Raw genomic sequence first — 20,290 nt, forward strand, 5'->3', positions numbered from 1 at the left:
CCATCAACGACGAGCTGTGGGGCGCGCTGGGCGAGGCGCTGACCGCGGCGGGCAACGACCCGGAAGTGCGGGTGGTCGTCCTGGCCGGGGCCGGCATTTCCCGGGACACCGGCAACCGGACAGGGGGCCTGAGAAGTGGTGGGCGTCCCGGTAGGCCGGCGGCAGTCAGGCTCCCAGCCACCCCACGATGCGATCCAACCCGTCGGGCTGTCCCACCTTCTCCAGTGCGTCCTGGACCAGAGTCATGTCGTCTTCGCCGACCTCCGCCGCCCATTCGTCGCGCAACTGGTTCAAGATGTCACCCGACAAGGTCAGCGCCTCCACGCCACGTGCCGTCAAAGTCACCTCGACCTGACGCTGATCCCTGGCGCTGGCCTTCCGCTGTACGTAACCGAGCTTCTCCAGCCCTGCCACCGTCTTGCTGGCGGCCTGCTTGGAGACCCCGAGCCGTCGGCCGAGATCGGTGATGCTCCCGCCCCCACTGATCATTTGCATGGCGATGCCGTGCGCCGGGCGCAGATCGGGGTGCCCCAAGTCGGCGAGGCGCACGTGCAACTCGTCAATGAGGACACGGAATGCCGAGAGGAGAAGAAAGGGAAGCGCGTTCCCGGGGCGTTGGGGCGGCATATGAGACCTAAGGGGCTACGTTCGCTCGATCGCAGGCGAACCTTATCAGTCGGTTGACATGAGAAGCAGATCTGTCAATGACGCCTTATCACCTATTCGTCCGCCTGTCACACACTTCATCCCTGTGGCATCCGCCTGACTGCTGGGATGGTGGCCACCGCCCTGAGGCCCTAGGAGTGCGGCACATCTCCTGGGGCGGTGTCGGAGTTCCGGGAGACGCTCCCCTTTGCGGAACTCTACGAGCCATTTGGTGACCTTGTGTTCTTTGGTGACAACGGCGGTGGAGATCAGTTCGCCCTGCGGCGAGGTAGTGCCGATGGTCCTATTGTGGTCTGGGACCACGAAACTGACTCGCGAACCGTAGTGGCCGAGACTCTTCAGGAATATCTTGTGCGAGCGTTTGAGTCCGACGGTGAGGACTGGTATCGGTGACAACCGGCCATCTGATTCTGACCTCTGTCTCGGTCGCCGGTCGCGGCTCTCCTGCACGCCCATTTTCCACCGTCTGGGGCCTTCCGTCGGTATCCGCCCGGGCCCGGGAGTGGTCGACGCGCGGACAGCGGTGGGCAGGGTGAGCGACTGACTGGCGGGCGACGAGCGGAATAGGTGACCCAGGCCGGTCGTAGCCCGCGGCCACGCGGGCTCGCGGCCTTACGAATGACCCGGGCCTGTTCATCGACCGACACCTGTGCAGCCCCAGCCCGACACCCTACGGCAGCCGCAGTTCGTCCCGAAGTGCCGGCGTGTGTGTATGGAGCGTGTCGGTCCTCGGACACTCACACTCACTGGTAGTCCACGGGCACCAGCACTTTTTGCTTGTGGAGTCGTAGGTGAAGGTGAGACCGAGCCGGCGGTAGAGCGCGGCTCGCTCGGTGCACTCGGCGTCGCCCAGCGCTCGGGGCAGATCTTGGTGGGCTTCCGCTCGGCCGCGTGCGGCGCGTGTCTCGATGTCGGGTGCCGCGATGCAGGCGCGGGGCATGGCGTCGATGGTGTTGTCGATGCGGTTGGCCAGCGCGTATTCGTTGGGATGGCGGCAGCGGTAGCTGTCCTGCTCGGCATCGCTGTATTTCTGCGCAGATCTTGCTGCGGTCCGGGCTGCCGCTGCACCATCTTTACCTGACGGGTTCGGCTGGTGTTTCTGGCGCTGCAGTTTGGTGAGGTGCGTAACTTCCGGACTGGGAAAAGAAGTTGTATAGCGTGTCAGCGTCACAAAAGCGGTGCGTGAGTGACTTCCAGGGGGATCTTGGTGAAGGTCGCGTTCGAGCAGAAGAACTCCGGCTGGGAGCACGGTGGCCCTGATGAGGCCGGTGTCGGGAACGAGCGTAACGAGCTGCGTCTACTGCACAGATGGCTGCTCGATGCACGACGGCGACGGGAGCACAGCGCCACGGTCGTGGTACGTGAAGCGGTGCGACCCGGCGAGATGGGGGGCAGCCTCGAGGCCATCTTGGCGTCAGTGTCGACTGTCGTTTCGCTGGTCCAGTTGCTCATGTCGTACGACACCTGGCGCCAGGCTCGCAGGCCCGGGTCGGAGATTGTCATTCGTGTCCGTGGAGCCGCCCCTGGCGATCTTGAGGTGGCCCGTCGGGACGTCCCAGGCGTCACCGTGCTGTCCGACGAGGACGAGGATGAGGGGGAGGATGAGGGCGAGGACGAGGACGAGGCGGGCGGCGAGGGCCAGGAAGGCAGAGGAGACGCCGACGCGCCTCCGGAGGGCGAGCGATGACCTCGCCCGACACGCCATTGGGCTCCCCTGGACACCTGGGGCGGATCGATCCGGCACGCTCGGCGTGCGTACTGATCGGTGTTGATGCCTACACAGAGCTGGAGCCACTGCGCAGCGTGCGGCGGAACCTCACCGAACTCGCGGTGGTGCTGGCCGACGAGAGAATTCTCGGCATCCCTGCGAGCCGCATCACATCAGTGCCCAATCCTCGGTCGGCTGCGGAGCTGGTGGGCTCGATCCGCGCGGCGGGGCAGATCGCCACGGACACATTGATCGTGTACTACGCGGGACACGGCCTGTTGGACTGGGAGGACGAGGAGCATCTGTATCTGACCCTGCCCGACTCGGTCAAGGACGAGCCGGAGACCTCCGTCCCTGATTCCTATATTCGGCGGGCCATACGCGACAGCACCGCCGAGCGCCGCGTCCTGCTGCTCGACTGCTGCTACAGCGGCCGGTTCCTCCAGGGCGAAATGTCTGCCGTCGACGCCGCCGACCAGGGCGCGCGCCTCGAGGAAGGCGCTGGAGGGCATGACCGGCTCGTATGTGATGACGTCTTCTTCCGGCACTCGCAAGTCGCTCGCTCCGGACCCCAAGCGCTGCACGGTGTTCACGGAGGAGCTCGTCGGCGTCCTGCGCGAGGGTGTGCCGGACGGGCCCGAGATGCTGGCGCTGCACGGGGTCTTCGAGGCGGTCCACGAGCGTATGGCGCGGCGGAAGCTCGCCCAGCAGCAGGAACCGCAGGTCCGGGACGACGGCGGTGTGGGCACACTGTCGTTCGTACGGAACGTGGCGGTGGCCCCGCCACCACAGGCACAAGAGCCGGCCCCGCCGCACTCCCCTTCCAGTCGAAGGCGGCTGTGGTGGTTCACGGCGGGTGCGCTGGCCCTGGGCATGATCGCCGGGTTCACCGTCGTCCCACGCGCGGTCGACTGGTGGCACGAGCGTAACCCTCAGCCCGCTGGGGGTGTGTGCTCGGACCGCGCGAAGCTGCTCAGTTACTCCGATGCACTCGATAAACAGCAGGTATTGGGCGAAAAGGTGGAAGGTCTCTCAGCGCTCGCCCTCACCCGCCCCACGGAGGGCTGGGCGCTGACGGACAATGCCCCGGGGCGCATCTTCCCGCTGCGTCTCGGCGGGGCGACCAAGCTCGAACCACGGGTGCAGCGGGCCAAGACGCTGCGTACGCCGAGCAGCGGCACTGCTCCGTCGCAGTGGTTCGACGGCGAGGGCCTGGTCGTCGAGCGCAGTGGCAAGAGGGACAAGACGGTACTGGTTGCGTCCGAGACGGGCCCGGCCATCCGGCGCTTCAGCATGACTACGGGCAAACAGGTGGGCAAGGCCCTGCCGATCCCCCCGCAGTTCCGCGCTCGGCCGAAGGGGGACGCGCAGGCCGGGCGTACCCTGGAGTCGCTCGCGGCGTCCGCAGACGGACGTTATCTGTACGCCGCGATGGAAGGCCCGCTGGCGACGGACGGCGATGCCCGGGGTCGTAACCTGCTCCGCATCCAGCGATATCGCGGCACGCCCGGCGGCGCCTACAAACTCGACCGGCAGTACGCGTACAAGACCGGTGAGGGCATGTACGTCGCGGAACTGGCCACCGCCGGGGACGACCGGCTGCTGGCGCTGGAACGGCAGTACGTGGCCGGCATCGGCAACACCATCCGGATCTACGATGTCCCGCTCCAAGGCGCCGCGAGCGTGGACGAGCACACGGCGCTGTACGACCAGCCATCCGACGTCTTCCTCCACAGCCGCCTGCTCGTAGATCTCGCGGACTGCCCGGCGGGCGACGCAGGCGTCGTCCCCACCACGAGCAAGCAGCTCAACCCGCTGCTGCAGAACGTGGAAGGCATGGCTCTCGGCGAGCCCTGGACCAAGGGCCCGGACAAGGGACACCGCCCGCTGTACCTGATCTCGGACGACAACGGGAGCAGTGAACAGATCACCCGCGTCTACGCCCTGAGTGTGCGCTTGGATCGGTGACGAGCCGAGCGGTACGCGGGCGGGTCAGTTCCAGGCCAGGCGTTCCCGGTCGTGGGGGTCGTTCACCTCGGTCCATTCGGTGTTGATGCGCATTGTGGTTCGGTGCTCGTTGTTGTACGGGGGCCAGCCGGGGTTGCCGGTCGTGGCGAATCGGATCCAGGTCTCGTGCATGCGGGTGGCGAGATCCGTGGGGGACTTGCCGGGGCCGAGGAGGGCGTGGGGGCCGTGTAGTTGGGGAAGGTGTGTGAGGTCGAAGACGAAGGGGAGTTCCACCGCGTGCGTCGCGCCGAGTTCGCCGTCTGCGGCCTCGGAGCGCCACGCGAACTCGTAGCAGAAAGTGCCGGAATCGGGGTGGCCGGCATGTGCGCCGGCCAGGGCGCGGCTACCCGCGCCGAACAGCGCGTCACCCATGATGGCGGACCGCAGCTCGCCGAAGGATGCCTCGGGGCGCGCCTTCCGGTACGCCGCGACGATTCGGGCGGGATCCGGGTGCGCGCGGGCCGCCGCCGCGTCGACGTCCTCGGCGGTCGAGGTGGAGTAGTGCCCCATGGGGACGAGGTAAAGGTTTCCCTCCTCGGCGTTGGTGCCGATGAGCAGGTCGACGTCGGTGCCGTGGCCGGCGGCGACGGACGCGGCGGGCTGCGTGTCGAGGACAAGGCTGAAGGGGCTGAGCCCGATCAGCGGGTCGCGGTGCGTCTCGGTCCGCAGATCGATGCCCGCGAGCCGGGAGGCGGCCTCGACCAGGTCGTCGTCGGAGACCTCCGCGAAGGCGTCGGCGTGTGGCTCGATGCCCAGGTAATCGGATGCCGCCCTGGTGACGCGGTAGGCCTGCTCGGTGGTGAAGGCGCCCAGGCCACTGCCGCTCTGGATGATCGCCCGGCGGAAGAGGCCGTCGGCCTCGGGCGTGGCGAGGACACCACCGACGATGGTTGCCCCGGCCGACTGGCCGAAGAGGGTGACGTTGTGCGGATCACCGCCGAAGGCGGCGATGTTCTCCCGCACCCAGCGCAGCGCGGCGACGACGTCGAGCAGACCGCGGTTGGCGGGCGCGCCGGGGAGGTCGAGGAAGCCGGCGATGCCGAGCCGGTAGTTGAGGGTGACGAGGACGACGCCGTCGCGGGCGAAGGCGGAGCCGTCGTACATCGGGGACCGCGTCGATCCGGCGACGAATCCGCCGCCGTGGACGAACACCATGACGGGCAGACCGCCACCGGCCATGACGGATAGACCGTCAGCGGCGATGGCAGGCAGATCGTCACCGGCCGTGGCAGGCAGGCCGCCCCAGGCCGTAGCAGGCAGATCGCCACCAGCCATGGCAGGCAGGCCGCCCCCGGTCATGGCAGGCGCCCAGACGTTGGCAGTGAGGTAGTCCGCGCCGCGGCTCCAACCGGCGCCGAAGTAGGGGGACATGTCCACGTTGCCGAGTTTGCGCTCGGACTGCGGTGCGTTGGGGCCCGGCACGGTGGCGTCCCGTACGCCGTCCCACGGTTCGTGCGGCTGGGGTGCCGCGAACCGGCCGGCGCCGCGGGGCGGGGCGGCGTAGGGGATGTTCAGGAAAGCGGCGGTGGTGTCCTGGCGCACGCCGCGGACAGCCCCCTGCGCCGTGGTCACGACGGGGGCGGGGTGGTGGTTCACAGTGGTGCCTTTCCGCGGGGCTCAGGTCTGGTCGGTGTAGGGGGTGAAGGGGGCCCAGGCCTTGATGGCGAACGCGTTCCCGTCGCGTGACACTTCCGCGGCGCCGTGGCCGCCCAGGTGCGCGGGGATCACGAGTGCGTTGTTGTCGGCCGCCCAGCCCAGCACCTTGCGTCGGGTGGCGCGGGCGCCGGCGGGGTCCTCGCAGAAGCAGCTGTTGGCGTCCGGCTCCAGGATCTGCACGGGGCTGTGCAGCATGTCGCCGACGAACACCGCGCGGTCCGTTCCGGAGGTGAGGGTCAGTACGGAGGAGCCGGGGGTGTGGCCGGGAGCCGCGTCCAGGCGGAGGCCGGCGTCGATCCGGTGGCTGTTCTCCCACAGCAGTGTCCGGCCGGCCTGGTGCACCGGGGCCACGCTGTCCTCGAAGACGTTCTGGTTGCCGCGGCCGAGCAGCGGCTTGTGGCCGTTCTCGGGATTCCAGAAGTCGAAGTCGTTCTTCGGTATCAAGTACGTGGCGTTGGGGAAAGTGGGGACCCAATGCCGACCGTCCAGGTATGTGTTCCAGCCGACGTGATCGACGTGGAGGTGTGTGTTGATGACGATGTCCACGTCCTCGGGCGCGACGCCGGCCCGGGCGAGATTGGCCAGGAAGTCCGTTTCGAGGTGGCTCCAGATCGGTGAGTACGGTCGTTCCTTGTGATTGCCCACGCCGGTGTCGACCAGGATGGTTCTGCCCTCGCTGCGCAGCAGCCAGGTCTGGATCGCGGAATTCACGGTATTGGTCTCGGAATCCAGGAAATGCGGGGCCAGCCAGGAAGCGCCGTCTTCCCACGCCTCCTTCGGGCTTTCCGGAAAGAAGGTGTCGGGCGTCATGTCGACGGAACCGTAGTATTCCCGAATTCGAGTGATGGTGACATTGCCGAGCTCGATCTGTTCCATGAGAGGAAAGGTACGAGCGCTCTCGGGGGCCCGGTATCCGTCATGTGACTGCACCTCGGCGCCCGTGTCCCCGGACATCGGCCGCACCGCTTGTAGCCTTGCCCGGTGGAAGGGCACGCAGAGCGCACCGGGACCGTCACGGGACCGGAGCCGGGCACGGGGGAGCCGATCTTCGGCCGGGACAACGTCGGCCGGGACATCGTCGGTCGGGATAACGTCGGTCGGGACATCGTCGGCCGGGACAGGGAGCTGGCACGCCTCTTCCGTACGGTGGATCCGGCGTCGGCGGCCGAGCCCGTGCTGGTGCTCGTCGGTGACGTGGGCACGGGGAAGAGCGTGCTGCTGGACTCCGCCGTGCTCCGGGCCGAGGCGAGCGGCGTGCGCACACTGCGTGCCGACGGGAGCGAGACGGAGTCGCGGCTCGCCTTCGCCGCACTGCATCAGCTGCTGCGGCCGGTGCGGGCCGACGTGGACGAGCTGCCGGTGAGGCAGCGCGCGGCCCTGCACGACGCCTTCGGCACCGGCCCGGCCACGGCCACGGCCGACCCCGACCTCGACTCCGCCCCCGCCCCCGCCCCCGACCCCGCCCCCGACCCCATGCTGATCGGCGTCGCCGTTCTGAGCCTGTTGTCGGCCCTGGGCGACCAGGGGCCGGTGCTCGTGGTGCTGGACGACGCGCAGTGGTTCGACCGTGCTTCGCTGGACGCACTGTCCTTCGCCGCCCGACGGCTGGCGGGTGATCCGGTCCGCATGCTGATCGGGGCCCGCGCCGGCGATCACCTCCCGGGATTCGACCGGCACGTACCGACGCTCACCCTCGGGCCGCTCGACAGCGCCGCCGCCGACCGCCTGCTGGATCTCCAGCCGGCGAGTCCCACCGGCCGGACCAGGACGCGGATCCTCGACCAGGCCGCCGGCAACCCGCTGGCGCTGGCCGAGCTGACGAGGGCGGCGGCCGCACACGGCGCGGAGTCGGAGCTGCCGGCCGCGGGGCCGCTCCCGGTGACCGGTCACCTGGAGCGGATGTACGTCGCCCGCCTGCACGACCTCCCGGCCGCCACCACGCAGGCCCTGCTGCTCCTGGCCGCCATGGACTCCGCCGACTCGGCCCTCGCCGTCCCGGCCGGGCTGCCGGGCGCCGAGGACGAGGCCTGGCCGCCCGCCGAGCGGGCCGGGCTGGCCCGGCGCACCGGTCGGGACATCAGGTTCCGCCACCCGCTGGTCCGCTCCGCCGTCTACCACGCCGCCTCCTTCGCCGCGCGCCGCGAGGCCCACCTCGCGCTCGCGGAGCTGCTGCGGGACGAACCGGACCGACGCGCCTGGCACCTCGCCGCCGCCTCGCCACGCCCCGACGGGGCCGTATCGGCGGAACTGGAGCGGACCGCCGGCCGGGCCCGGCGTCGCGGCGGCCACGCGGCAGCGGCCAAGGCCCTGCAGCGCGCCGCGGAACTCGCACCGCGGCGCGCGGACAGCGCCCGGCTGCTGGTCGAAGCCGCCACAACGGCGGTGTTCACCGGAGACCTCGGCTGGGTCGAGGAGCTGGCTGCCGAGGCACGCGCCCGTACGGACGACCCCTCGCTGCTGGCCACCGCCACGGTGCAGGTCGGAAGGCTCGCGGTACTGACAGTGCGTCATGGCGTCGTCTTTTCCCGACTGGCTGATGAGGCAGAGCAGTTGGCGGCCTCGCGGCCCGCCGTCGCCATGGATCTCCTCGCCGACGCCGCCGTGGTCCGCTTCTACTCCGGCGATGACACTCAGCAACACCGCATCCAGGACCTTCTGCGACGCCTCCCCGAGGACGAGTCGTACGAGGGGCTGCGCGCCTGGGTTCGGGCGGTGTCCGACCCTTTCCGTGGCAGGGATGAACACCTCGCCCTGCTACCGGAGTTGACCGCCGAGGCGGAGCGCCGGCCCGACCGGCTCACCACTGTCGCCGTCATGGCGTGGGTCCTGGACGAGACCCCGTACGCCGTCCGCGCCTTCGACGAAGCCTTCGACCGCTGGAAACTGCAGGGACCGCTGCCGGAGGGGCTGGGCGGCGCGGTCGCCTGGGCCTATGTGGAACGAGGAAGGTGGGAACAGGCCCGTGAGGCCTGCGCGCGCACCACCGCGGTCGGCCGTACGGCCGGCCTCGACCACGCCGTGGCCTGTGCGGCCGCGGTGGATGCCACCGTGCTGGCTTTCCAGGGCGACGCGGCGGGGGCCCGCGCACGGGCCGAGGACGCGCTCGCGCTGATCGATCCGCTGGAAAGCCGCTCGGTCTCCGTCTACGCCCGTCGTGCGCTCGGCGCTGCATCAGCCGCGGAAGGCGCGTACGAGGCCGCGTACGACCAGCTCCGCGCGGTCTTCGCGGCGGACGGTGCGCCCGTGCACTACCACGCCTCCTACCCGGCGCTCGCGGACCTGGCCGCCGCCGCCGTGCGCGGCGGCCGACGAGCGGAGGCCACCGCGATCGTCGAGCGTTCGGCACGCGAACTCGCGGACAACGCCTCGCCCCGCCTGCGCGCGCTGATCAGCCGGGCCCGCGGCCTGCTGGCCGCCCCCGAGAACGCCGAACCGCACTTCCGGGCGGCCCTGGCGGACCCGGCACTGGAACAGTGGCCCTTCGAACGTGCCCAGGCCCTGCTGGACCTCGCCGAGTGGCTGCGCCGCCGCCGGCGGATCGCGGAAGCACGGCCCCCGCTCACCGGGGCACTGGAGACCTTCCGGCGCCTGGGCGCACGACCGTGGATCGAGCGTGCCCGGGCCGAGTCGCGCGCCGCCGGCCTCGACGTCACGGACTCGGCTCCGGACGCGCTCGCCGAACTCTCCCCGCAACAGCAGCAGATCGTCAGGCTCGCCGCCCGCGGGCTGACCAACCGTGAGATCGGCGAGAAACTCTTCCTCTCTCCGCGCACGGTCGGCTCGCACCTCTACCGCAGTTTCCCCAAGCTGGGCATCACCGCCCGCTCCCAGCTCCGCGACCTCGTCGAGGGCGCCCGCCCTCCCGCGAGGGAGTGATTCCGCGCAGGCCCGAGCAGCTTCTGTGCCACTGTTGATCCCGTCGGTGACCGGTCGGCACCAAGGGGGGCGGCGTGCGACTGTCGCGGGGTATCACCGGGTGGGCGTTCCTGGTGGAGGTGGGCGGAGTCCGGCGGGCCGGACTGGCGGTCGGGCCGGCCGACATCAGCCCCTTCACCACCGGTTACGGGGCCGGCGGCAGCCTCTTCGCCCGGGCATCCGCGTGGGGCCTTCCCGCGCTCCTCTCCCTGGACCAACTGCCCTTCGGCCAACCGGTCGATTCCCGGTGGTGTGTCATGCAGGACGATGAAGGTGTGCTCTCCGTCCTCGCCCCCGACGGTACGCACTTCGCGTACGACCTCGCCCTGGAAACGCCGCCGGGGTGGCGGGAGGCGGCGGACGCCTCGGAGTGGGTCATGCTGGTCGTCTCCCACGTGCTGCCCGCCACGGACGACATGATCGGCGCGCTTGCCTTCGAGACTCGGAAGGGGCTGGTGTGCGCCGGTCCCGTGCGCTTCGGCGGGCCGGGCGACGAGGCGGCGGGCGAGCCGACGCTCAGGTTCGTCCTCGACCCTGTCGGGGAGCTGATGGATCTGGCGTTCTCCGTGTGCGACCGGCTCCTGTCGCTGGATGAGGCGAAGCGACGGGCGTGCGTGGTGGAGGAGACGCGGCGGGGCCTGACAGGGCATCACATCCTCACTACCAGTGGGATGTTGGACCTGCTGTTCCGGGACGAGTTCCGCGACGGCCGCGGCTTGGTCGAGTTCATGTACGTCTATTGGCGGCTGGTCGCGGAGGTCGCCGACGCCTGCGGGTCGGAGACCCACTGGCGGGTCGCCGCGCTGCACACCGTCGAGTCGGCCGTCCCTCTGGTCGCGAACGGGGCCGGTCGCTCCGTGTTCGAGGAGGCCGACCAGGTGTCGGAGCGGCTGATCTCCGGGCTGAGCGACCCCGCCGACCTGGAGGCCGCGCTGCTGGCGGCCGCCCGGTTGCGGTGGGCGGCCCGGGGACCCGAGGACTTCGCCGCCGACGACTATGCCCGCGGGGTGCTGACGGTGTGGTCCGCCCGGCTGACGGCCGACCTGTACCGCACCTGGTTCACCGATGAGGAGCCCTTCCAGGCGGAGTCCCACCGGATGGTGGCGGAGGCGGCACGCCTGGTGCTGCGGGCGCTGGAGCTGAACGGCGGGACACAGCGGCCCCGGCTCCTCGCGTTGTTGGCACAGATCCTCGCGGACGAGGACGGAGTGCGCCGGGACGTTGCCGAGGCAGCGCTGTCGGCGCTGCTCGGCTCACCCGCTCTCGACGCGCCGGACGTCGCGTTGTTCCTGCTCAGAGTGGTGGAGAGCGTCCCCGCCGAAACGGTGGCCGGGCTGCTCTCGGCGGTGTTCGGGACGCCCGTGGCGGATTTCGTCGCCGCCTGCGGCACCACCATAACCGCGAAGGTGATCAGCCAGGCCGTCAACCTGGGCCGGGAACGCGCCGACCGGCCGCTGCTGCGCACCGCGCTGGACTGGGCGGGCCGGCTCGACGTTCGGTGGGGGCCCGCTCACCGCAGGCAACTGATCGAGGCGCGGCTGCACGTGCTGCCCGACGACCCCACCGACTGCCCCGGCCCTGACCAGGCCCTCGTGGCGACCGTCCCGGAAACCTGGACGCCGGGGCAGCGAACGGCCGCCCTGTTGCACGCAGCCGCGCACGCCCGCGACCGGCGGCAGCCGTCGCTGGGGCTCGGCCTCCTGCGGCAGGCGGGCGGCGGTTCGAGTGAGGAGGTCCGGCTGCTGACGGCAGACCTGTACCACCAGGCGGCCGAGGCGGGTGAGCCGGCCCCCGGTCCGGTTCCGTACCCGTGGGGCTACCGCACTTACGCGGCACTTGGCTACGCCTCGCTCGGCTTCGAGGAACTGGCGCGGGCGAGCCTGGTGCCGTTCGTGCAGCAGGTCGGCAATCTCCACGGCGAAGAGCTCAGGGGCGCGCTGTACGCGATCATCGTGGACGTACCGAACTTCGATGCGAGCGGCGCGCCCGCACTCGGCGGGGTGCTGCGCGACCTCGTGCATTCGGCGGTCTGGCAGTTCACCGCGGAGAGCGAAACGCTGCCGTTGGGGCTGCTGCTCGGCCTGCAGCAAGCGGGCAAGGGGGCGCAGCTGGGCGTGTGGTGGCGGATCAAGGGTCCGCTCGTGCTGCCCGCGCGCATCCAGCACTTCATCGGAAGACTGCGCGACCTGGAGAGCCCCGCCGCCTCCGGAGATCCGTCGCCGAAGCTGCTGAGCGTGCTGGACGCCGACCACCGTCCCGGCGGCCACGACAATGCGCAGGTCGCCCGCAATCTGCGGTGGCGTATCTCGTCGTTCATCGACGAGGAGCTGTGCCGTCGCTCGGCACCGTTCATCGACGACCGGCAACTCTGGGCGAGGGCACACGAGTTGCTGGACGACCGGACCGTGCTGCTGACCTGGTTCCTGCCCGCGGCCGTGAGCGGCGCGGCCGTGCTGCTCGCGGTCACCAGGCAGGGCCGGGAACTCGTCGTGCAGCTGGGCGACGGCGCGGACGAGAACGACGACCGGCACCCGGTGGCGGACCGCGTCGAAGCGCTCCGGACGGAGGTCGAACGCGACCCGCTGTTCGCCGATGTGACGCCGGAGGGCAGCCGACTGCTGGCGGACATGCCGCTCGGCGGCGACCGGTGGGCTCAGTGGCGTGCCCGGGGCAAGGACCGGATCCTGGCCTGGCCGCACGGCGCGCTGCACTATCTGCCGCTACCGCTGTGCCGCGCCGGCGGCCGGCTGATCGCCGATGACTGGACCGTCACCACCATCGCCGGCCTCGAAGCCCTGTCACCCGTCGAAGGCCCCGTACGGCCGCGTCGTACCGCGGTACTGGCCTCCGCCGTCGGTGGCGTGCCGTACGGTCTGTACGCAGAACCGGGGCTGGAAGAGCACGCGCGCAAGGTCGCCGAGGCGGTCGGCGCGGATGCTGTCACCGGGCCTGCGGCCACGCGCGCGAGGCTGCTTGCCGAACTCTCCACGGCGGACGTCGTCCACCTCGCCGTACACGGGGCATTGGACCAGGACGCTCCGTGGCTGCACTGCCTCTATCTCACCCCGGACGGTGACGACGACGGCCGGGTCTTCGCCTACGACTTCCTGGAGGCCGACCTGCGGGGCGTACGCCTGGTCACGCTCGCCGCGTGCGAGTCCGCGCTCGGCCGATTCGACCGCGGGGACAACGTCCGCGGCATCCCGTCGGCACTGATCACCGCCGGAGCGCAGGCCGTCGTCGGGTGCCTGTGGCCCGTGCGCCCGGAACCGGCCACGCACTTCTACCACCATCTGCACCAACGGATTGCCCAGGGCGCGGGACCGGAGCGCGCCTTCCGCGACGCCCAACTCGCCACCCGCGCCCGGTATCCCCATTACCGTGACTGGGGAGCGTTCACCTACCTGCACGGCCTGAGCAAGGGAGCCACCGCATGACCGAAGTCCGGCTGCACGATGTCGAACTCGTGCCGGAGCGCACGCTCGGCAGCCCGGCCGACGACGGTCCGCTGCGCGGCAGGCTCACGTTCGGCTGGGACGTGCTGCCCTCCGACCACGAGGGTGTTCCGGCGGACTGGCGGTCCTACCGCAACGCCACGCCCGACCGCGAGTTCCGCCACCTGCTGATGGTGTGCTCGTTCCGCCCCGAGACGCCGGAGAGCAAAGGCGCGTTCCGCCATGCCTCCCTGGGCGTCGCACTGTCCACACCCGGCCCCGGGGCGCAGCCCATCGCGAGGCTGATCGACCCCGGCGAGCGCAGCCGCCCGGTCGCCGACTCCGGCTTGGGCGTGCACTTCACGGTGAAGGCCGGCGTCCTGGACGTGGGGGTGGAGAAGCCGCCGGGTGAGGGGCAGGCGAGGGAAGAGTGGATCGTCCGCGGCCATGGCGCGTCCCAGCCGAACCCGCAGTGGGAGTTCCGCCGGGTCAAGCGCTTCCCGCTGCTCGGTGACCACCCGGTGGCCGCGCTGGTGGAGCTGGTGCCGGGCCGGGTGAACAGGGCGGAGGTACTGGTGGCGGCAGAGCTGGAACACCGCAGCTGGGGCGTCCGCCGCTACCGGGCACGGCTCGCGCCGTCGCCGCACGCCATTGTGCTCGCGGGGTGACCCGGCCCCACACGGGATCGGCATATGGACCGGAGTGGATACGGTCCTGTGTCCGGTCAGGCAGCCGCTGCCAAGGCTTTGCGGGCGAGCAGCTGAACCTCCTGGAACTGCCGTCGGTCGGTGGGCTGTGGCTCGCGAACCATCCGGGCCACCTCGGCCAACCCGGCCTTGCGCAGCATCGCGGCGAGGTGATCGGGCGACCACCGATAGGCCGGCGCGACTGCGTGATCGAAGACCTGCGTCGGGTGAGACGGACCATCGCTCGCCGAAAAGCCGATCAGCAGGTGGCCGCCAGGTGCCAGCACACGGTGGAACTCCGCCAGAATGGCGGGGACTTCCTGCGGCGGAGTGTGGATGATGGACCACCGCGAGAGTACGCCGCCCAGCACGCCGTCAGCGATGTCCAACGCGGTCATCGAGCCCACGTCGAACCGCAGCCCCGGATAGGCCTCCCGAGCCAGCTCGATCATTGCGGGAGCGGCATCAACGCCGAACGCTGCCAGCCCCAGCTCGTCCAGATAAGCCGTGATGTGGCCGGGTCCACACCCCAGGTCCGCGACCTGACCGTCCCCGTCCGCACATACGGCCTCGGCGAAGGCGCCCAAGATCGCGCGGTCCAGGGGACTGTCACGCAGTGTGTCGCGGAAGAGCTGCGCATATGTGGGGGCGGCAGCGTCGTAGGCCTCGCGGGTGGCGCTGAGGGCATCGTGTTCGACCATGCTGACGACAGTAGCTGACACGGCTGAGGCCGGGCTCCGGAGCGGCCGAGTGCCGCACCGCGCTGGGTCAGCTGGTGGGTGACACTGCCCAGTAGTGGGCGCGCTCGTCCGTCAGGTAGCGGTGGTCGGCGAGGCAGTCGAGCACGGTCAGTCGGTGCTCAGCCTGACGAGAGGTCAGGTAGGCGTGGAAGTCCGTGGTGGTCAGGTAGTTGGCGCTGGTGGTGAGCAGGACCACGCCGTCGGGGCGGGTGACGCGGAGCAGTGCGTCCAGCGCGTGCGGCGCCACGTGTCCGGTGGTGAACACGCCGCAGCTGACGGTGAGGTCGTAGGTGTCGGCCGCGAACTCGGGCAGGCCGAGGTTGAGGTCGGTACCGCTCGTGAGGTGGCGGTAGGCGCCGGTACCGGCGGCCTGCGTGACCATGTCGTGGTTGAGATCGAGGCCGTCGAGCGTGCCGATGCCGAGCTTCTTGAAGACGGGGCCGATCAGGCCCGTACCGCAACCCGCGTCGAGCGCCGTTGTGCCGGCGGGTTCGGGCAGCAGCCGGGGAGCGAGCGAGAGGTAGAAGTCGGCCATCCTGAGCGGGCCTTCGTAACCCATGTTGCTCGCGTCGCTCTCATACGTGGTGGCCCAGTCGCCGTAGAAATCGCTGAGCAGGTCGGGCCGGCCGTCGAGGCTGTGCGAGCGGTCGACGATCTCCTGGCTGTCCATGTGCTTCTCCTCCGCGCAAAGGCGCCTGGCCCGGTACCGGGCCAGGCGCAGGGTGCATCAGGTGGGATGGATCGCTCGGGTGCCCGGCAGGATCAGGCGACGCCGATGGTGAGGACAGTGCCGCTGCCCACGCCGTACCGCTTCAGGAAGCTGCCCTGGTTCAGGCCCAGCGCGACCTTGCCGCGGCTGTTGTTGTAGACCAGCGGCTCACCGACCGGCACTTCGCCGAAGGTGGAGTAGTACGGAATCTCCAGGGACACACCGTCGGCCGTCACCCGCAGGGTCTTGCCCTCCAGCTCGCCGCCGCCGGACAGCGCGTCCAGCGAGATGTTCGTCCAGACGTTGCCGAATGCCTTGTCGATCCGGACGACCTCGCCGCGTACCGAACCGTCCTCCAGCTGGACGGCGGCGGTCGTCGGCAGGGTCACCAGGTCGGCCACGTCGATCTTCGGGCCGACGGCGGACGGGTCGACGCCGGCGGCCAGGTGCGCACCGCAGGCGACCACGACGTCCTTGCCGTACCAGGTGGGCGTCACCGGCTGGTTCATCACGTCCGGCGAGGTCACCTCCCAGGCCTCGACGGCCGGGATCGCCTGCAGCGCCCAGGTCAGCAGTCCGTTGTTGGGGGCGACCAGCAGCTGGCCCTTCTCGTTGCGTACCACGACGGTGCGGGTCGAGGTGCCGGTCTCGGGGTAGACGTAGGCGGAAATGACGGTGTTCGCGGGGAACGAGGCCGGCACGTCCAGCAGGTAGAGGCCACCCTCCCGCACATCGAACGGCGTGACCTGGTGGGTGATGTCGACGATTTCCGCGTCCGGGGCAATGGTCTTGATAAGGCCCTTGCCGAGCGCGTGCGCCTCGTCGTGGTTACCGATGTCCGACAGGTAAGCGATGATGGGCTTGTTCACCGATTCGACCTTCCGTGGTCCAGGAATGTTCCGGGGTCCGTCCGGGATGACTGAGGACTCGTTCCGGGTTTCCGGCTGGGTTTTCACCAGCTTGCTGCGCAGCGCCCATTCGGCACCATTCGGCGATGGTGACAATCTCCGATGCCACCTTAGGGACATTGACGCAAGCGGCCCGCAGCAGAAGAGTTTTCCGTGGAATCCCGAGGAGAGAGGACCGGATTGCATGAGTGCCCGCGAAATGGCCGGTAGTGCCGGCCGGCTGGCCGTCGTCACCGGCGGCACCAAGGGAATAGGACTGGCTTTCAGCAGGAAACTCGTGAAGCTCGGCTACCGGGTCGTCGCGCTGTACCGGCATGACCCCGAGGCCGCCGGTGCGGCCACCGCGGAGCTCGGCGAGGCCTGTACGGTGCTCCAGGCCGATGTCTCCGTCAGCGCCGAGGTCGCCCGCCTCGCGGAACGCGTCCTCGCCGATCATGGCACTCCGCACGTCCTGGTCAACAACGCGGGACGGAACATCGACCGGCCGTTCGCCGAGATGTCGGACGAGGAGTGGCACACCGTCCTCGACACCAACCTCTCGGGCCCCTTCTACCTGGCGCGCGCCTTCGCCCCCGCGATGCGCGAGGCAGGACGCGGATCCATCGTCAACATCGCCGCGACGACCGGCATCCGGCCCCGCTTCAACGGGGTCAACTACGCCGCCAGCAAGGCCGGTCTGCTGCATCTGACGAAGTGTCTGGCGCTGGAGCTCGCGCCCCACGTCCGCGTCAATGCGCTCATCCCCGGCATGATCGACACCGAGGACATGCAGATGCGGGTGCGGACCGCGGCGCCCGAGCACCGCCAGAGCATGCTGACGAGCATCCCGCAGGACCGCATCGGCACGGTCGAGGAAATGGCGTCGGCGCTGGAGTTCCTCGTCGGCGACGGAGCCGAGTACATCACCGGTCAGAAGCTGATCGTCGACGGCGGTCAGTTCATGTGGTGACCCCCGCATGGGGTGATCTCGCCAAGGGGGGAGGGGGCGGCCGCCGGCCGCCCCCTCGCACCATGTCCGGCCCGCGCTCCTTCAGCGCCGCGTCACCACTTGCGTGGTGAAGGTGGTCTGCCCGTTCTGCGTACCCGTGATCTCGGTACGGGCGAGGTCGGGCTGCGGCCACTCCAGCGGCGTGGCCTCGATCCAGCAGGGTGCGTCCAGCTCGGTGTACCGCGAGAAGTGCGTCCGGAGTGTCACCGGCGTGGTGGGCTCGGGACCGGCGAGGTGCTGAGCGGCCTGGCCGACGGCCTCCAGCAGCACCATGCCGGGAAGGTGGTCGTGGGCGTGGTCGAAGAGCACGGAGTGCGCCGTGTCGACCCGTAGCTGCCAGCGGCGCGGTTGGTCCGTCGGGCAGAGGACGACGTCCTCCTCGCGGGTTCGGCCCACGCGCTCGGGCGGCACCGGAGTGCCGGGCGGCAGGGCCAGCGAGGTGGCCTCGCGGGCATCGGCGTGGCGGCCGCGCAGCCGGTCGTAGATGGCGGGGGGATGGCAGGTGTAGCGCAGATGCGCGGCGCCGAGCAGCTCGCCGTCGCGCACCGCGGTGATCTGTGCCTCCAGGCGCACCGAGCCGCCCTTGCGGCGGGCGGCGGCCACGGCGTGCGTGACGGTCAGTTCGACCTCGGCCCCGCCGTCGCCGGGACGGATGTCCAGCGCGGCGGGGCTGAGGGTGCAGGAGCAGTAGTCCCAGCCGAGCCGGTACTCCAGCGGCACCTCGTAGGCCGCGTGGGAGAGCAGGGCGAGAGCCTGACGCACGGTCTCGACCAGCAGCAGGGCGCTGTAGCGGTCGGCGTGGGGGGTGTAGAAGCTGTGCTGTTGCGGCCAGCGGGCCGTGACGGTGTGGGTGGTACCGGAGACCGGACGCCAGTCGGTGATCAGGACCTCGTCGGCGAGGTGCTTGCGGACGAGGCGGCCCGGGACCGGGGCCGTCCCGGGGGCCGCGGAGACGGGGACGGCGAGGGGGGCGGGCATACGAGTTCTCCTCATGGGTGGGTGGAACGTCGTGTGCAACAACTGGTGCGACTGGGGATGGAGTTGAACCAGCCGCGTGCCGTAACATAGAGAACGTTATTTATTCTGTCGAGAGCAGACCGGAAAGATGCATGTCAAGACAGCGACAGGACCGGGCCCTCCACACCCGGGCCACCATCGTGCGGGCGGCGGCCGAGGTCTTCGCCGAGCAGGGCTACGCGGGCGCCAGCGTCACCAGGATCACTGAACGCGCGGGTCTGACGATGGGGGCCATGTACTTCCATTTCAAGAACAAGGCGGCGCTGGCTCGCGAGATCGTCCTGGACCAACCGGGACGGGTGCAGACGCCGCGGACCTCCGTCGGCCTGCAGCACGCCGTCGACATCACCCTGGCCTGGGCCCGGCAGCTCTTGGACGACCCCGTGCTGCTCGCCGGCGCGCGGCTGGTGATGGAGCAGGAGGAGTTCATCGGTCCGGAGCAGAACTCCCACCAGCAGTGGGTGCGGATCTTCGAGGCGGAACTGGCGACGGCGGAGGAGCGCGGCGAACTGCTCGACGGCTGCGACAGGGGCGCCCTCGCCCGCCTGATCGTCAACGCCTGTACGGGAGCGCAGATGCATGCCCAGATGGCGACCGGCCACCGTGACCTGCCGGTGCGGGTGGCCGAGATGTGGGGATGCCTGCTGCCGGCCCTGGCCACGCCGGAGGCGAGAGCTGCGATCGACCTCGATATCAGCCGCGGTAAGGCATCTTGACGGCCCATCAGCTCCTCGATCGGGGTTGTGTGGGCTCGGTGAAATGACACATGAGCACCACGGTGACAAACCGAAACTCCCTATGATCCGATCCAGTGGCTGTCTACATACGGGGGCTGAATGACATCTGCGATTCCAGTACAGGCCGCAGAAACCACACCGCGCACGGGAGCCGGACGTCAGGGGCAGCACATCGATCCGGGACGACGGATGGCCCCGAAGAGGAGCGGCGGAGACCGCAACCCCGGATCACTCGGCGGTAAGACCGTCATGATCACCGGCGCCTCCAGCGGTATCGGCGCGGCCGCCGCCCGCTGCTTCGCAGAGGAGGGCGCCGCTGTGGTCCTCATGGCCCGGCGCGGGGACCGGCTGCGTACCCTCGCCGGCGAGATCCAGGACGCCGGGGGCCGGGCCGCGGTGGTCACCGGCGATGTGACCAGCCAGGACGACGTCGACCGCGCCGTCGACGTGGCGGTGGCGGACTTCGGCACCCTCGATGCCGCCTTCAACAACGCCGGGCAGGGCACGCTCGGCACCCCGATTCACGAGACGGACCAGGCGGTCTTCGACCGGATCATGGACGTCAACGTCCGCGGTGTGTGGAACTGCCTGCGCGCCCAGATCCGCGCCATGCTCACCCAGGACACCGGCGGCGCGATCGTCAACACCTCCAGCACAGCAGGCCTGTTCGCAACCGGTGCCATCGCCCCGTACGTGGCCGCCAAACACGCCGTCCTGGGGCTCACGAAGACCGCGGCCGCCGAGTACGGCGACCACGGCATCCGCGTCAACGCCCTCCTCGTGGGCGCCACCCGTACCGACATGCTCACGGGCGCCCTGGAACAGGCGGCAGGGCTGCAGGAGTCCGACCTCGTCGCCCGCGCCATCCAGCGCCGCCTGGCCGACCCCGTCGAGGTCGCCCGCGCCGCCGCCTGGCTCTGCAGCGACCAGGCATCGTTCGTCACCGGGGGCGTGGTGCCCGTGGACGGGGGCTGCTCGGCGGTCTGAGCGCCCCCGCCCTCCGTGTACAGGGTCCGGGTACGGCTCAGTAGCGGTAGTGGTCGGGCTTGAACGGGCCGTTGACCTCGACGCCGATGTAGGCGGCCTGCTCGGGGCGGAGCTCGGTGAGCTTGACGCCGA

General features: G+C 70.1%; 18 protein-coding genes and 1 pseudogene. 10 read left to right on the forward strand and 9 right to left on the reverse strand.

Translation table 11 applies throughout. The annotated features are described in order from the left end of the window. Nucleotides 1-165 precede the first annotated feature (165 nt). Nucleotides 166-549: a MarR family winged helix-turn-helix transcriptional regulator gene (locus ACZ4MH_RS33595; RefSeq protein WP_351587825.1), complete on the reverse strand. Its 384-nt coding sequence runs from the start codon at nucleotides 547-549 to the stop codon at nucleotides 166-168. Between the two features lie 276 nt (nucleotides 550-825). Between ACZ4MH_RS33595 and ACZ4MH_RS33600 the strand changes: the two genes are divergently transcribed. After that, complete coding sequence (locus ACZ4MH_RS33600) at nucleotides 826-1,059, forward strand: SMI1/KNR4 family protein (protein WP_351587823.1); 234 nt, start codon at nucleotides 826-828, stop codon at nucleotides 1,057-1,059. A 277-nt stretch (nucleotides 1,060-1,336) separates the two neighbouring features. Here the strand turns inward: ACZ4MH_RS33600 and ACZ4MH_RS33605 are convergent, their stop codons facing one another. Beyond that, nucleotides 1,337-1,837, reverse strand: a complete 501-nt coding sequence (locus ACZ4MH_RS33605) for a hypothetical protein (protein WP_351587820.1) — start codon at nucleotides 1,835-1,837, stop codon at nucleotides 1,337-1,339. Between the two features lie 36 nt (nucleotides 1,838-1,873). On the opposite strand from ACZ4MH_RS33605, the gene ACZ4MH_RS33610 reads away from it, so the two are divergent. The 3 genes and pseudogenes from ACZ4MH_RS33610 to ACZ4MH_RS33620 all read left to right on the forward strand — a co-directional run bounded on the left by ACZ4MH_RS33610 (nucleotide 1,874) and on the right by ACZ4MH_RS33620 (nucleotide 4,342). Continuing rightward, a complete protein-coding gene (locus tag ACZ4MH_RS33610) occupies nucleotides 1,874-2,353 on the forward strand; it encodes an effector-associated constant component EACC1 (RefSeq protein WP_351587818.1) in 480 nt (159 codons plus the stop codon). Further along, nucleotides 2,350-2,790: pseudogene (locus tag ACZ4MH_RS33615) on the forward strand (caspase, EACC1-associated type); the annotation flags it as partial. The gene ACZ4MH_RS33610 and the pseudogene ACZ4MH_RS33615, both read left to right, overlap by 4 nt. A 94-nt stretch (nucleotides 2,791-2,884) precedes the next feature. Beyond that, complete coding sequence (locus tag ACZ4MH_RS33620) at nucleotides 2,885-4,342, forward strand: esterase-like activity of phytase family protein (RefSeq protein ID WP_467754848.1); 1,458 nt, start codon at nucleotides 2,885-2,887, stop codon at nucleotides 4,340-4,342. Nucleotides 4,343-4,366: 24 nt separating this feature from the next. On the opposite strand, the gene ACZ4MH_RS33625 is transcribed toward ACZ4MH_RS33620, so the two are convergent. Together ACZ4MH_RS33625 and ACZ4MH_RS33630 are read right to left on the reverse strand one after the other, a co-directional pair. Then, nucleotides 4,367-5,977 (reverse strand): carboxylesterase/lipase family protein, encoded by a 1,611-nt coding sequence (locus ACZ4MH_RS33625; protein WP_351587813.1) that lies wholly within the window; start codon nucleotides 5,975-5,977, stop codon nucleotides 4,367-4,369. Nucleotides 5,978-5,998: 21 nt separating this feature from the next. Further along, complete coding sequence (locus ACZ4MH_RS33630) at nucleotides 5,999-6,913, reverse strand: MBL fold metallo-hydrolase (RefSeq protein ID WP_351587810.1); 915 nt, start codon at nucleotides 6,911-6,913, stop codon at nucleotides 5,999-6,001. 105 nt (nucleotides 6,914-7,018) lie between these two features. Here ACZ4MH_RS33630 and ACZ4MH_RS33635 point away from each other — a divergent pair, with 105 nt between their 5' ends. From ACZ4MH_RS33635 to ACZ4MH_RS33645, 3 genes are all read left to right on the forward strand, one after another. After that, nucleotides 7,019-9,913, forward strand: a complete 2,895-nt coding sequence (locus ACZ4MH_RS33635) for a helix-turn-helix transcriptional regulator (RefSeq protein WP_351587808.1) — start codon at nucleotides 7,019-7,021, stop codon at nucleotides 9,911-9,913. A gap of 74 nt (nucleotides 9,914-9,987) precedes the next feature. Next, nucleotides 9,988-13,389 carry a CHAT domain-containing protein gene (locus ACZ4MH_RS33640; RefSeq protein WP_351587805.1) on the forward strand — a complete coding sequence of 1,134 codons (3,402 nt, stop codon included), beginning with the start codon at nucleotides 9,988-9,990 and terminating at the stop codon, nucleotides 13,387-13,389. After that, nucleotides 13,386-14,054 (forward strand): hypothetical protein, encoded by a 669-nt coding sequence (locus ACZ4MH_RS33645; RefSeq protein ID WP_351587803.1) that lies wholly within the window; start codon nucleotides 13,386-13,388, stop codon nucleotides 14,052-14,054. The genes ACZ4MH_RS33640 and ACZ4MH_RS33645 overlap by 4 nt, the downstream gene beginning before the upstream one ends. A 56-nt stretch (nucleotides 14,055-14,110) precedes the next feature. On the opposite strand, the gene ACZ4MH_RS33650 is transcribed toward ACZ4MH_RS33645, so the two are convergent. From ACZ4MH_RS33650 to ACZ4MH_RS33660, 3 genes are all read right to left on the reverse strand, one after another. Next, the gene (locus tag ACZ4MH_RS33650; RefSeq protein WP_351587800.1) at nucleotides 14,111-14,773 is read right to left on the reverse strand and encodes a class I SAM-dependent methyltransferase; all 663 of its coding nucleotides are present in this window, start codon (nucleotides 14,771-14,773) and stop codon (nucleotides 14,111-14,113) included. A 67-nt stretch (nucleotides 14,774-14,840) separates the two neighbouring features. Beyond that, nucleotides 14,841-15,482 (reverse strand): class I SAM-dependent DNA methyltransferase, encoded by a 642-nt coding sequence (locus tag ACZ4MH_RS33655; RefSeq protein WP_351587798.1) that lies wholly within the window; start codon nucleotides 15,480-15,482, stop codon nucleotides 14,841-14,843. A 92-nt stretch (nucleotides 15,483-15,574) separates the two neighbouring features. Then, nucleotides 15,575-16,390, reverse strand: coding sequence for an SAM hydrolase/SAM-dependent halogenase family protein (locus ACZ4MH_RS33660; RefSeq protein ID WP_351587795.1), 816 nt, complete (start codon nucleotides 16,388-16,390; stop codon nucleotides 15,575-15,577). A 223-nt stretch (nucleotides 16,391-16,613) separates the two neighbouring features. On the opposite strand from ACZ4MH_RS33660, the gene ACZ4MH_RS33665 reads away from it, so the two are divergent. Beyond that, complete coding sequence (locus ACZ4MH_RS33665; RefSeq protein ID WP_351587793.1) at nucleotides 16,614-17,378, forward strand: SDR family NAD(P)-dependent oxidoreductase; 765 nt, start codon at nucleotides 16,614-16,616, stop codon at nucleotides 17,376-17,378. 81 nt (nucleotides 17,379-17,459) lie between these two features. Here ACZ4MH_RS33665 and ACZ4MH_RS33670 read toward each other — a convergent pair whose 3' ends face one another. Next, nucleotides 17,460-18,395, reverse strand: coding sequence for a ScbA/BarX family gamma-butyrolactone biosynthesis protein (locus ACZ4MH_RS33670; protein WP_351587790.1), 936 nt, complete (start codon nucleotides 18,393-18,395; stop codon nucleotides 17,460-17,462). A gap of 131 nt (nucleotides 18,396-18,526) precedes the next feature. Here ACZ4MH_RS33670 and ACZ4MH_RS33675 point away from each other — a divergent pair, with 131 nt between their 5' ends. Further along, nucleotides 18,527-19,150, forward strand: coding sequence for a ScbR family autoregulator-binding transcription factor (locus ACZ4MH_RS33675; protein WP_351587787.1), 624 nt, complete (start codon nucleotides 18,527-18,529; stop codon nucleotides 19,148-19,150). 270 nt (nucleotides 19,151-19,420) lie between these two features. After that, nucleotides 19,421-20,158 carry an SDR family NAD(P)-dependent oxidoreductase gene (locus tag ACZ4MH_RS33680; protein ID WP_351587959.1) on the forward strand — a complete coding sequence of 246 codons (738 nt, stop codon included), beginning with the start codon at nucleotides 19,421-19,423 and terminating at the stop codon, nucleotides 20,156-20,158. 37 nt (nucleotides 20,159-20,195) lie between these two features. Here ACZ4MH_RS33680 and ACZ4MH_RS33685 read toward each other — a convergent pair. Next, the coding region (locus ACZ4MH_RS33685) for an adenosylhomocysteinase (RefSeq protein ID WP_351587956.1) at nucleotides 20,196-20,290 on the reverse strand (95 nt) is incomplete at its 5' end.

The sequence above is a fragment of the Streptomyces sp. NPDC026301 genome (assembly GCF_055567935.1).